This window comes from Methylobacterium sp. ap11 (assembly GCF_900110515.1).
Lineage (GTDB): Bacteria > Pseudomonadota > Alphaproteobacteria > Rhizobiales > Beijerinckiaceae > Methylobacterium > Methylobacterium ajmalii.
Genome location: NZ_FOEB01000010.1, coordinates 172,169 through 184,753, shown reverse-complemented (window position 1 = coordinate 184,753; position 12,585 = coordinate 172,169). Strand labels below are relative to the sequence as shown.

Annotated in this window: 12 protein-coding genes; 3 read left to right on the top strand and 9 right to left on the bottom strand. The window is 69.1% G+C overall.

What is annotated here, in order from left to right:
• Position 1: 1 nt before the first annotated feature.
• The 8 genes from BMX97_RS16925 to BMX97_RS16890 all read right to left on the bottom strand — a co-directional run bounded on the left by BMX97_RS16925 (position 2) and on the right by BMX97_RS16890 (position 7,360).
• Positions 2 to 712, bottom strand: coding sequence for an ABC transporter permease (locus tag BMX97_RS16925; RefSeq protein ID WP_210187646.1), 711 nt, complete (start codon positions 710 to 712; stop codon positions 2 to 4).
• Between the two features lie 59 nt (positions 713 to 771).
• A complete protein-coding gene (locus BMX97_RS16920) occupies positions 772 to 1,545 on the bottom strand; it encodes an ABC transporter permease (RefSeq protein WP_210187645.1) in 774 nt (257 codons plus the stop codon).
• Complete coding sequence (locus tag BMX97_RS16915) at positions 1,542 to 2,384, bottom strand: ABC transporter ATP-binding protein (RefSeq protein WP_244538473.1); 843 nt, start codon at positions 2,382 to 2,384, stop codon at positions 1,542 to 1,544. Before BMX97_RS16915 ends, BMX97_RS16920 begins: the two co-directional genes overlap by 4 nt.
• 10 nt (positions 2,385 to 2,394) lie before the next feature.
• Positions 2,395 to 3,378 carry an ABC transporter substrate-binding protein gene (locus BMX97_RS16910; RefSeq protein ID WP_091752511.1) on the bottom strand — a complete coding sequence of 328 codons (984 nt, stop codon included), beginning with the start codon at positions 3,376 to 3,378 and terminating at the stop codon, positions 2,395 to 2,397.
• A gap of 46 nt (positions 3,379 to 3,424) precedes the next feature.
• Entirely contained in the window at positions 3,425 to 4,036 is a 612-nt protein-coding gene (gene leuD / locus BMX97_RS16905) for a 3-isopropylmalate dehydratase small subunit (RefSeq protein ID WP_091752509.1), read from the bottom strand.
• Positions 4,036 to 5,433 (bottom strand): 3-isopropylmalate dehydratase large subunit, encoded by a 1,398-nt coding sequence (gene leuC, locus BMX97_RS16900; protein WP_091752507.1) that lies wholly within the window; start codon positions 5,431 to 5,433, stop codon positions 4,036 to 4,038. Before leuC ends, leuD begins: the two co-directional genes overlap by 1 nt.
• A gap of 5 nt (positions 5,434 to 5,438) precedes the next feature.
• A complete protein-coding gene (locus tag BMX97_RS16895) occupies positions 5,439 to 6,323 on the bottom strand; it encodes an isocitrate lyase/PEP mutase family protein (RefSeq protein WP_091752505.1) in 885 nt (294 codons plus the stop codon).
• Between the two features lie 266 nt (positions 6,324 to 6,589).
• Positions 6,590 to 7,360, bottom strand: a complete 771-nt coding sequence (locus BMX97_RS16890) for a GntR family transcriptional regulator (RefSeq protein WP_177202259.1) — start codon at positions 7,358 to 7,360, stop codon at positions 6,590 to 6,592.
• On the opposite strand from BMX97_RS16890, the gene BMX97_RS16885 reads away from it, so the two are divergent.
• From BMX97_RS16885 to BMX97_RS16875, 3 genes are all read left to right on the top strand, one after another.
• Positions 7,345 to 8,682, top strand: coding sequence for a CaiB/BaiF CoA transferase family protein (locus BMX97_RS16885; protein WP_244538472.1), 1,338 nt, complete (start codon positions 7,345 to 7,347; stop codon positions 8,680 to 8,682). The genes BMX97_RS16890 and BMX97_RS16885 overlap by 16 nt on opposite strands.
• A gap of 40 nt (positions 8,683 to 8,722) precedes the next feature.
• Positions 8,723 to 9,643 carry a hydroxymethylglutaryl-CoA lyase gene (locus BMX97_RS16880; RefSeq protein WP_091752499.1) on the top strand — a complete coding sequence of 307 codons (921 nt, stop codon included), beginning with the start codon at positions 8,723 to 8,725 and terminating at the stop codon, positions 9,641 to 9,643.
• Positions 9,644 to 9,724: 81 nt separating this feature from the next.
• The gene (locus BMX97_RS16875; protein WP_091752497.1) at positions 9,725 to 11,056 is read left to right on the top strand and encodes an MFS transporter; all 1,332 of its coding nucleotides are present in this window, start codon (positions 9,725 to 9,727) and stop codon (positions 11,054 to 11,056) included.
• 443 nt (positions 11,057 to 11,499) lie between these two features.
• Here the strand turns inward: BMX97_RS16875 and BMX97_RS16870 are convergent, their stop codons facing one another.
• Positions 11,500 to 12,192, bottom strand: a complete 693-nt coding sequence (locus BMX97_RS16870; protein WP_091752495.1) for a GntR family transcriptional regulator — start codon at positions 12,190 to 12,192, stop codon at positions 11,500 to 11,502.
• Between the last annotated feature and the right edge of the window lie 393 nt (positions 12,193 to 12,585).

Below are 12,585 nucleotides of genomic sequence, written 5' to 3'. Positions count from 1 at the left end.
CTCACGTCCGGTGAACCAATTTCCGGTCCAGCCACAGCAATACACCATTGGCCGACAATGCGACGATCATCAGCATCAGGATCACGGCCGTTGTCTGTTGAACATTGTGCAGGCTGATCCCGTTTACGATGAGAAAGCCGAGCCCTTTCTGCGAGGCGAACATCTCACCGACCAGAACTCCGAGCAGCGTAAGCGAGAAGCCGACCCGCAGGCCGGTGACGATCTCGGGGAGCACTGCGGGGGCGAGGATCGTGCGGATCGTCTCGGCTTGGTTCAATCGCATCGCGCGGGCCGTGCGGATCAGCACCGGGTTGATGCCCTTGACCGCCGTCAGGGTGAAGAGGGTGATCGGGATCACGCCGTGGATCACCCCGAACGCCACCTTGGCGCCGAGGCCGAGGCCGAAGGTCAGCAGGATGACCGGGTAGAGCGTGACCTTGGGGACCGAGTACAGGCCAGCGAGGATCGGCTCGGCCACCTCGCCAGCGAAGCGGCGCAGGCCGAGCACGAGACCGAGTCCGACGCCGAGCACGGCCGAGATCGTCAGTGCCGCCGCAAAGGCGGTGAGCGTCGCACCCACGTGCGACCAGAAGCCCGCGGTGGCCGCGAGGCTCGTGAGGTGCCGCACGGCCGAAAGCGGCGAGGCGATCGCCGCGTCGCCGGCGTAAGCGTGCAGCGCCTGCCAGAGCGCGACGAGGACGATGATGGTCACGACACCGTCGACGATGCCTGAGCGGTCCGGACCGGCGGGACCGAGCGCGGCGGGAGCGCTCACGAACGGACGCGGCGGCGCATCAGGCGGCCCTCCCAGGCATGCAGGGTCATGTTGAGACCGGTCACCACGACGAGCACGAACAGCATCAGCGCGTACATCGTGCGGTTCTCGAACCCGTCATAGGCATACGCGATGGCGTGGCCGAGACCGGCATCGGCCAGGATGAACTCCCCGGCGATGATGCCGATGAAGGCGTAGGCGAGCGCAAGCTTCACGCCGGTCAGCAGGTAGGGCAGGGCGCTCGGCATCACCACGTGGGCAAGGGTCGACAGCCGTCCGAGCCGGTGAGCCTTGGCGGTGCGCACCAGCACCCGCGGTACGCGGTCGAGGCCGTTGAGGGTCGAGAGGATCATCGCTGGTACCCCGAACGCCATGCCGAGCACGATCAGCGGCGCGCTGTTGAGACCGAAGATGGCGACGAAGAGCGGGTAGAAGACGAAGGTCGGGATCGAGTAGTAGGAGGCGAGCAGCGGGTCGAGGCCGCGCCGCAGCCGCGGCAGGGCGTGGATCGCGATGCCGAGGCAAAACCCGATCGCGACCGAGAGGACGAGCGCTGCTGCGACGGTCGAGAAGGTGCGGGCGATGTCGCTGGCGATCTCGCCCGAAGCGAGCATGGTCCAGAGCGTGGCGATCATCTCGCTCGGCGGGATCAGGGTCAGCGGATCGATGAGGTGCAGGCGGCAGGCCGTTTCGAGCATCAGCACGAAGCCGGCGATGCAGCCGATCCGGGTCAGGGCAATCGCGCGCTTCCGCGTCATCGTCCGCGTCATGGCAGGCTCTTCCTGCCGATGGCCTTCAGCGACTCCTCGCGCAGGTGCGACCACAGCCTGGCGGTCACCGGGCCGAAGCGTTCGTCGGCGACGATGCGGCTGTCGCGCTCGCGCGACCAGCCGGTCTCAACGATCTCGATGAAGCGGCCGGGCCGCGAGGACATCACGCCGATACGGTCGGAGAGCATCGCCGCTTCGTCGAGCGCATGGGTGATGAGGAGCACCGTGGCGCCCGTCTCGCGCCACAACCGCAGGAGCTCGTCGCCCATCAACAGGCGGGTCTGCTGGTCGAGCGCCCCGAACGGCTCGTCGAGCAGGATCAGCCGCGGCTGCGTCACCAGCGTGCGGGCGATGCAGACCCGCTGGCGCATGCCGCCGGAGAGCTGGGCCGGGTAGGCCCCGGCGAAGTCGGCGAGTCCCATGAAGCCCAGGGCGTAATCGACCCGGCGGGCGATCTCGGCCGCGTCGGTGCCGGCCCGGCGCAAACCGAAGGCAACGTTGTCGTGAACCGTCAGCCAGGGGAACGAGGCGTCCTCCTGAAAGACGATGCCGACGCCGTCGGGCACGCCCTCGACCGGCGCCCCCTCGAACGACACGGTCCCGGCATTCGGTCGCCCGAGGCCGGACAGGACGTCGAGCAGGGTGGACTTGCCGCAGCCGGATGGGCCGACGACCGAGAAGAACTCGCCCCGGACGAGGTCGAGATCGAGGGGACCGAGGGCGGCGAGCCGGCCGTAGACCCGGGTGACGCCTCGCAGCTCGGCATGGATCTCGCGCGCGGTCGCGGGGATCCCACCACCCGGATCGGCGAAGGCAGCGACGGCCATGTTGGCACCCATGTCGGCTTCCTTACTGCGTGGCCTGGAGGTCTTTCGGCAGGAAGGAGGTGTCGACGACCTGCTTCCAGTCGACCGGCCCCTTCAGGCGACCGACGAGCTTCATGCCGTCGAGCATCCTGTTCATGTTGTCGTAGTGCAGGCGGCCGTCACCGAAATATGCAAAGCCGATGAAATGCTTGAACACCTCCCGGAAGGTCTTCGAATCGCCACCATAGGCCTCGGCGACGATGTCGGCGGATTCGTCCGGATGCGCCTTGATGTACGCGACGCCCTCACGTCTTGCCTCGATCAGCGCACGCAGCTTGTCGCCGCCGGTTCTGGCGAACTCGGTCGTGGTGATACCGACCGTCTGGGTCAGCGCCGGGTTCATACAGTCCTTGGCCCAGAACGCCGCCTTGACCTTACCCTGGTTGGCCGACCACAGCGGCTCTCCCGACATCGCCGCGTCGACGGCGCGGTTGAGGACCGCCGACAGGTTGGCGCCGAGATCGCCCGCCGCCACGAGTTGCAGGTCCTTCTGCTCCAGACCGGCCTTCTGCAGGCAGTTGAGGATGATCATGTTGGTCACGGAGCCGGGCGCCGTGTAGGCGATCTTCTTGCCTTTCAGGTCGGCCAGTGAGCCGACCTTGCCGTCGGGCTGCGTGATCCAGAGGATGTCCTCGACGCTCTCGACGCCGCCGCTGATGATCTTGATCGGCTGGCCGGACTGGATCGCCAGGATGGCGGCCGGCAGCGCGACCTCGCCGAACGGGACCTCGCCGGCGAGCGTGTTGCGTACCGAGGTGCCGCCACCGGCCGAGGTGAGAAAGCCGGTGATGTCGAGCCCGCGCTTTTTAAAGAAGCCTTTCTCGAGGGCGACCGCATAGGGCGCGCCGTAGAAAGCCGAGCCCCAGTGGGTGACGGTGATGGTCTCCGCTCGGGCCGCCGTCCCGGCAAGACCCGCGCCCGCCAGGAGCAATCCCAGGGTTCCGGCGCGCAACACATTCTTGAACATCGTGTCTCTCCCCCGTCTCGCCGGCTTCGGTCTCGTTCTGGTGCCCCTACCCGGTGGCCCAGATCCACGGCCGCGCGGCGCGGTCGCGTGACTGCCAAGCCGCGATCTCGGAATCGCGCTTGAGGGTGGTGGCGATCTCGTCCAGCCCCTCCAGCAGGGCCTGCCGGCGCTGGGGATCGACGGTGAAGGGGATCGCCTCGCCGGACGGCGTACGGACCTCGCAGGCGACGAGGTCGACCGTGACGGAGGCGCCGGTCGCGGCTTCACCGGCGAGCCGATCGAGACTTTCCTTCGGCAACACGACCGGCAGCAGGCCGTTCTGGAAGCAGTTGTTGAGAAAGATGTCGCCGAAGCTCTCGGCGATCACCGCGCGCAGGCCCAACCCCATCAGTGCCCAGACCGCAGCCTCGCGGGACGAGCCGCACCCGAAATTGCGGCCGGCGATCAGGATCGGTGCGCCCCGGAAGGGGGGCCGGTCGAGGATGAGATCCGGCCTCGGCAGGCTCTCGGACGGGGTGCGCCAGACCTCGAAGGCGTAGGCGCCGAGCTCGGACCGGGGCACGCCCGTCAGCCGCTCGATGCGGATGATGATGTCGGTGTTGATGTTCGGTTCGAGGAGCGGCGCGGCCGGGCCGGACACGGTCGTGAAGGGCTGCATCAGATCCGCCTCACGTCGGTGAGGGCACCCGTGACCGCCGCCGCGACCGCCATCGCGGGGCTGGCGAGGTGAGTGCGCGCGCCCGGGCCCTGACGTCCGACGAAGTTGCGGTTCGAGGTCGAGACGGCGCGGGCACCGGGCGGCACGCGCTCGCCGTTGGCCGCGACGCAGAGGCTGCATCCCGGCTCGCGCCAGGCAAAGCCCGCATCGCGAAACACCTGGTCGAGGCCCTCGGCCTCGGCGTCGCGCTTGACCCGCTCGGAACCCGGCACCACCCAGGCGGTCACACCCGGCGCGACGTGGCGTCCACGGGCAAGGGCGGCGGCCTCTCGCAGGTCCGAGAGCCGGGAATTCGTGCAGGAACCGATGAACACCCAGTCGACCGGCGTGCCGGCGAGCGGCTGGCCCGGCTCAAGGCCCATATAGGCGAGCGCCGCCCGCCAGGCCTCACGGCGCTCGGGGTCGGGCGCCGCCCGCGGATCGGGGATCGCCGCGTCGATCGGGATCGCGTGCTCGGGGCTGGTGCCCCAGGTGACGGTCGGCTTGACCTCGGCGACGTCGATCACCTCCTCGCGGTCAAACAGCGCGTCGGGATCGCTGGCGAGGCTCCTCCACTCCGCCACGGCCCGGTCGAACAGCGCCCCCTTCGGCGCGAAACGGCGGTTCTCGACATAGGCGAACGTGGTGTCGTCGGGCGCCACCATGCCGATCTTGGCGCCGAGTTCGATCGACAGGTTGCAGACCGTCATCCGGCCCTCGATGCCGAGCGACCGGATCGCCGAGCCGGCATACTCGACCGCGTGGCCGGTGCCGGCGGCCGCGCCGAGGCGGCCGATCAGGTGCAGGATCAGGTCCTTCGGAGCGAGGCCCTGACTCAAGGTGCCCTCGAACCGCACCCGGAGGCGCTTGGGCTTCTGCTGGCGCAGGGTCTGGGTTGCCAGCGCATGGGTCAGTTCCGACGAACCGACGCCGAAGGCGAGCGCGCCGAGCCCGCCATGGGTACAGGTGTGGCTGTCGCCGCAGATCAGGCTGACGCCCGGCAGGGTGATGCCGAGTTCCGGCCCCATGACGTGGACGATACCCTGACCGACCTCGCCGAGCTCGAAGTAGTGCAGGCCGGCCTGCGCGGAGCGCGCCTTGAGCCCGGACCAGAGCGGCGCCCCGGGAGCGTAGCTCTCCCCGGTCCGGCCGGGTGCGCTCGACACCGCATGGTCGGCGGTCGCGAAAGCGAGGTCCGGGTTGCGGACGGTCAGGCCGCGGGCGGCGAGCGCCTCGAGCCCGGCGGTACCGGACAGGTCGTGCAGCAGGTGGCGGTCGATGTGGAGCAGCGACCAGCCGTCCCCGAGATCGGCGACGACGTGTGCGTCCCACAGCTTGTCGAGGAGGGTGCGGCCCATGGCGCCTACTCGGCCGCCGCGGCGCGGGCGGGTTCGTCGCGGAACTGCGTCCGCAGGCCGTCCCAGCGGTCGGCGCCGAGACGGCGGAAGCGCTCGCGGATTGCCGGCGCGCCGGCCGAGCTCGGCGGCGCATCGGTCTCCTTCAACGTCGCGAGCGCGGCGTCGAACGCCTCCATCGCCGCGCCGAACAGCAAGCTCGGCAGGATGGCCAGCCGGTACCCCATTGCTTGCGCGGCCGGCATGTCGATGTCGGGCGTCTTACCGCCGCGCACCACGTTGAGCAGGCACGGCCCCGTGACCAGGCGAGGTACCGCCTGCATCTCCTCCAGGCTCTGTGTCGCTTCGACGAAAGCCATGTCGGCGCCGGCCGCGAGCGCGAGATTGGCGCGGGCCACCGCCTCGTCGAAGCCGGCGACGGCCCGGGAATCTGTGCGCGCGATGATGATGATGTCCGGGTCGCGCCGGGCCGCCACCGCGGCGCGGATCTTGGCCACGAATTCCTCGCGCGGCACGATCTCCTTGCCGTCGAGATGGCCGCAGCGCTTCGGGCTGACCTGGTCCTCGATATGCAGGCCGGCGACGCCGCGCATCTCGTATTCGTGCACGGTGCGGGTGACGTTGAGCTCGTTGCCGTAGCCGGTATCGGCGTCGGCGATGACCGGGATCTCGACGGCTCGCGCGAGGGCGCCGGCATTCGCGGCCATCTCGCTCATCGTCACGAGACCGAAATCCGGGTAGCCGAGGGCGGCCGCGGTTCCGGCACCGGTCATGTAGACCGCCGGAAACCCCGCCTGCTCGATGAACTTGGCGGTGATGCCGTCATAGGCGCCGGGCGCGACGACCATCTCCGGGCGCGCGAGGAGCGCGCGCATCTGGCGGGCCTGAGCCATCCGTTCCTCCCTGGCCGGGCGTCGCCGCCCGTTGCCCCGTCGCGGGGGCCCGCGGCTTGGCCGCGCTCTGCTTTGTTGTATTTGTCCGGACAGGCTACTCCCTGTTGCGGGTCTGTCAATGGCGGTTCGGCGGGATGTTAGATCCTGGGCGCCGCGCACGGCGCGGCAAATCCCTCAACTGGTCCGTTTGCTTTCGACTCCATCCCGACGTGGCCGACGAGTGGGGATCGCCCCGTGATGCCGGAGCGTCTCCCGGCGGAGTGATCTCACGCCCGCCATTCCCCCCGCCGGATCCGCGTCGTGTAGCGGCACTGCTCGCCCGGATGCCAGTTCACCGAGGCCAGCATGATGCCGCCGCTGACGTCGTAATAGCGGCGCACGAAGCGCATCGCCGGGGCACCGCGGGGGCGTTTGAGAAAGCGGGCGACCGCCGGCGGCATCGGCTGGGCCGAGATCTCCTGCGACGCCTCGGCGATCACTTCGCCCGAGCGCGCCTCGACGAGGCCGTAGACCGCGCCGCCGACCTCGCGCAGATCGGTGAGGAGTGGCGCGAACCGGGCGTGCACGTAGACGCTGACAAAGCAGATCATCGCGTCCCGGGCCGCCGTCCATCGCACGCCCTCCGCCCTGAGCCAGGACGACCCGACCGGAGCCTGCACGAAACCGGCGACCTCCGGATCGATCTGGATCATCCCGAGCGCCGCCACATCGAGATGCGTGTCGCGGGCGTATTCGAACATGTCGGCGAGGTCGTCGAAGACCTGGGCGAAGCCCGGCTGCGCGGTGGTGGCGATGACCGTCGAGCCGGCGCCCTGGCGCCGCTCGACCAACCCTTTGTCGACGAGCTTGCGCAGGGCCTCGCGGATCGTGAACCGGCTCGCCTCGAAGCGCGCGCACAAGGCCGTCTCGGTCGGCAGCGTCGCCCCCACCGGGTGCAGGCCGGTCCGGATCTCCTCCTGCAGCGCCCGCGCGATTCGTTCGTTGAGCGGGCCCGCCTCCGCGCCGCGCTCCCGCATTCCCGATGCCCTGCCGGACAAGATTCCCTCCGATTCTGCGACCGGCCACTTGTCCAGACAAATTTGCCCGATTAGGCTCTGACGAACAAGAGGAACGCCCGATGATCCAGACCATAGACCCTGCCGCTGCGCCAGCCCTGTCTGACCTGCGCGTCCTCGAGATGGGTCAGCTGCTCGCCGGGCCGTTCTGCGGCCAGCTCCTCGCCGACTTCGGTGCCGAGGTGATCAAGATCGAGCAGCCCGGCACCGGCGACCCGATGCGCGAATGGGGCCGCGAGAAGCCCCACGGTCAATCGCTGTGGTGGCCGGTCATCGCCCGCAATAAGAAATCGATCGAGATCAACGCACGCGAAGCCCCCGGTCAGGACCTGATCCGGCAACTCGTCGCGAAGTCAGACATTCTGATCGAGAACTTCCGACCCGGCACGATGGAGAAGTGGGGGCTCGGCTACGACGCACTCTGCGAGATCAATCCACGGCTGATCATGATCCGCGTTTCCGGCTACGGTCAGACCGGACCCTATTCACAGAAGGCCGGCTACGGCGCGATCGGCGAAGCGATGGGCGGGATGCGCTACGTCGCCGGCGACCCCTCGCACCCCCCGTCCCGCGCGGGCATCTCGATCGGCGATACGCTCGCGGCCACCTTCGCCTGCGTCGGAGGATTGATGGCGCTCCATGCCCGGACCCGCACCGGCCGCGGCCAGGTGGTCGACAGCGCGATCTACGAGGCAGTGCTCGCCGTGATGGAGAATCTCGTCACTGAGTACGACAAGACCGGCTACATCCGCGAACGCACCGGTGCGATCCTGCCTAACATCGCACCCTCGAACGTCTATCCGACGAAGAGCGGCGTCTATGTGCTGATCGCCGCCAACCAGGACAGCGTGTTCCGACGCCTCGCCGCCGCAATGGGACGTCCGGAGCTTGCCAGCGACCCGCGCTACGCCACCCATACCGAGCGCGGCAAGCGCCAGGCCGAACTCGACGCCTTGATCGCCGCCTGGACCGGTGGGTTCGAGCGGGAAGACCTCGGGCGTCTCCTCGACGAGGCCGGTGTGCCCCGCGGCGACATCTATCGTGCACCCGAGATGCTGGAGGACGCGCATTTCAGGGCACGACAGACCATCGTCGACGTCGCCCACCCGCTGTTCGGCAACCTCAAGATGCAGAACGTCGCACCGCGCCTGTCGGCCAATCCGGGTCGGGTGGTCACCGCCGGGCCGGAGCTCGGCCAGCACAACGCCGAGATTTTCGGCGACCTCCTCGGCTTGAGCGAGGCGGAGCGTGCGCGGCTGATCGAGGCACGGGTGATCGGTGGGTCGGCGCGGGACGCGGCGTGAGCCTCCCCTCAGGCTCGGACGATGCTTGGAGACGACGAACATGACCGCACAGCGCCCGACAACCGTCGAGATCGTCGAGGTCGGCCCCCGCGACGGCTTGCAGAACGACAGCCGCCTGCTCTCGACCGACGCCAAGGTCGAGATGATCCGGCGCCTCGCGGAGGCGGGCCTGCGGCGGATCGAGGCCGCGAGCTTCGTCAACCCCAAGCGCGTGCCGCAGATGGCCGATGCCGAGGCGGTGCTGGCGCGCGTCGTCGACCTGCCGGGGGTCAGCGTCTCCGGCCTCGTGCTCAACGCGCGCGGCTTCGAGCGGGCGCTCGCGGCAAAGCTGCGCGAGATCAGCTTCGTGGCGGTCGCGACGGACACGATGGCGGCGCGCAATCAGGGCACGACCGCGCTTGGACTGGTCGAGACCTGGTCCGACTTGGCGGTGCGCGCGAAGGACGCCGGCCTGTTCCGGTCGGTCACGATCGCGGTCGCCTTCGGCTGCCCGTTCGAGGGCGAGGTGGCGCTCGACCGCGTGATCGACATCGCCTTTGCATTGGCCGAGAGCGGCGTCGACGAGATCTCCCTTGCCGACACGATCGGCGTCGCGACGCCGCGGATGGTCGAGGAGCGTTTCGCCGCCTTGGCGCGGGCCGTGCCCGGCGTGCCGATGCGGGCGCATTTTCACAATACGCGCAACACCGGTTACGCCAACGCGGATGCGGCGCTCCGCTCCGGCGTCACCGTCCTGGATGCGAGCCTGGGAGGCCTGGGCGGCTGCCCGTTCGCGCCCGGCGCCACCGGCAATATCGCCACGGAGGATCTCGTCTCGATGCTGGAGCGGGATCGCGTCGTGTCCGGGATCTCGCTGGAGGCCTTGCGCGCCGCGACCTGCTGGCTCGAGGGCGAGATGGGGCGGCGCCTGCCGGGCCACGCGGCCCACGTCGCGCCCTGGCCGGGGGTGCTGGCGGCCTAGACCCACAGCAATGCCCGCCTGACAGGCGCCGCCGACGCCGCCAGCAAGAGAGCGGCCGGGGGAGGGAAGGGAACCTTGACGATGGTGCCAACGTACTCCGCCGGGGCGCGTCTCGACCGCCTGCCGATCTCCGGCTTCCACCGCCGGATCCTGTGGCTGATCGGCGCCGGGATGTTCTTCGATAGTTTCGACATCTACCTGGCGGGCGGCATCCTCGGCGCCCTGGTCAAGGATGGCTGGTCGGACCTTCGGCTCAACGCCGCCTTCATCTCTGCGACATTCATCGGGATGGTGATCGGAAGTTTCTCGGCCGGGATCCTCGGCGACCGGTTCGGGCGCCGGTTCACCTACCAGGCGAACCTGATGATCTTCGGGCTCGCCTCCCTCGCCGCCGTGTTCGCCCCCGACATGTGGAGCCTGATCGTCCTGCGCTTCTTCATGGGCGTGGGCTTGGGGGCCGAGATCGTGATCGGCTACGCGACGATCGGCGAGTTCATCCCGCCTGCGCAGCGCGGCCGCTGGGCGGCCTACCTGTCGATCATCACCAACACCGCGCTCTTTGCCGCGACGCTGGTCGGCTACCTGGTGATCCCGACCTTCGGCTGGCGCGCGATGTTCGCGATTGCCGGCACCGGGGCGCTCGCTGTCTGGTACGCCCGCAAGAGCATGCCGGAGAGCCCGCGCTGGCTCGAATCCGTCGGCCGCACCGACGACGCCGACCGGGTTCTCGGCCGGATCGAGGCGACCTACGGCGCGGGGCTGCCGACGCCGCGCCACGAACCGGTGGCGACCCATGCCGATCCTGGCCTCAAGGTCCTGTTCGGCCGCCCCGTCATCCGCCGCACGCTGCTCGCGACGGTGATCAACGTGATGATCAACGTGTCGATCTACGGCTTCGTCGCCTGGGTGCCGACCTTCCTGGTCAAGCAGGGGCTCAGCGTCGGCTCGTCGCTCGGATACACGACGTTCATGTCCCTCGGCGGCCCGGTCGGCGCCTGCCTCGGCGCTCTGATCGCCGAGCGCCTGGGTCGGCGCAACGGCCTCACCGTCACGTCGCTCGTCGCTGCACTTCTCGGCGTCGCCTATACTCTGGCGCCGTCGATCGAGATCGCCACGGCGGTCGGCTTTGGGCTCTTCACCTGTATCTATCTGATGGTGGCCCTCGGCATCGCGGCCTACATCCCGGAACTCTTTCCGACCGAGTACCGGCTTCGCGGCACGGGGGTGGCGAGCACGGCGGGACGGATCGCCGGCATCTTCATCCCGCAGGGGGTGGTCTTGCTCTACGCCTCCGGCGGAATCGTGCCCGTCTTGATCATGCTGGTGGGTGCGCTGCTGCTGCAAGCCGCCTGCGTCGGCCTGTTCGGCATCGAGACCCGCAACCGTAGCCTCGAGGAGCTGCGGCCGGTCTAAGCAGATTTCGCCGAAGTGGACACCGGTTCGGCGGCAAAAATCTGCTGCAGAACAAGAAGCTAAGCGGGCGAAGCGTTGGCCTGCCAACGCAAGTCTGCTTAGGACCCGGCCCTCGCGCCGGTCGAGCGCTGACGCTCGCCGCTCCCGGCGCCGGTGCGCGCAACCGGCTCACCGGCGCCCGGTTTATGATCTCGCGAGGAAGGCACCGGAGCGCCCGGCTGTGCGGCGGCCGGCCCGCCCAGCCGGGCGGGTGAGCAACCCACATGATCGATCGGGCCGAGGCGGCGCAGTCGCGGGCGCTGTACGGTGACGACACTCCCGGCCGACATGATTGGTCAGGTAGGACAGGCGGGGAAAGCCGAGGCCGCGACTGTCGACAGCACGTCGGAATCTGGCCCCTCGGCAAAAGCGCGACCGGGTTATCACCGAGCCCGGGTCGGCGTTCAGGCCGTCTTCGCGGTTGCGGAGAGGGTCGCATCGATATCCGCCAGGGCGCTGAAACGGGCGCTGCGGATGTGCTTGCGCATGGCGCTCTCGGCCCGATCGGGATCGCGGGATTGCAGACCCGCGAGGATCTCCCGGTGCTCCGACAGGGCGGCCTGGGCCCGCCCGGGACGGGTGCTCGATCGCAGGCGCTGGAGCCGCAGCTGGTAGTACACTTCGTCGAGGAGAAGCTGTTCAAGACGCGGGTTGCGCGCGCCGCGCACGATGGCGAAATGGAAGTCCTCGTCGGTGCGACCCTGAACGTAGCTCCTTCCGGAGGCGACGTCCGGTTGCCCGGCATGCCGGTCGAGCAGGTCGGCGAGCTCGTCCTGCTCCCGCCCCGTCATGCGTTCGGCCGCGAGACGTGCCGCCATGCCCTCGAGCGCCTCGCGGACGAGGAAGAGCTGCTCGAGGGTGTCCCGGTCGAAGGCGACCACCCGCACGCCGATCCGCGGGGTGCGCACGACGAGCCGGCCCTCGAGCCGGTGCAGGGCCTCGCGCAGCGGCCCGCGGCTGATCCCGAGCTGGCGCGCCAGCTTCGCCTCGGAAAGGCGCTCACCCGGCGAGAACTCGCCCGACGTGATGGCCTCGACGAGCTTGGCAAACGCCTCGTCGACGAGGGAGGTAGACGAGATCGGATAGAGATTGCTCATTCGGTCACCGGAATGCCGGGTTACGAACTCATGTTATGTGCAAACTGTCAACCAGACAGGCAGCGGCGCTAGGGAATGGGCGCCGGCACTTCGTGACAAGGGTCGCTCCGGTCCTGAGCAGGCCGGCGATCGTAGCCATCGCCGAGATCACGATTGCCCCCGGCATACCGTGCCGACGAGCGGAGCGCCGATCCTTCGATCGGGTATCGTCCCACTGGCGCTCTCCTGGACAACGGGCCGGAGCCCGTCCGCGGACCTCCTGCCATCCGACCCCTTGGACGATGACGCCACCAGTTTTTGTGGCAAACTGTTGACAGTTTGCCGGTCATGCGAAACCTTGTGACATCGATCGGGCCATGACGCCCGGGACGGCGCCCTCCCGGGGGCGCGATG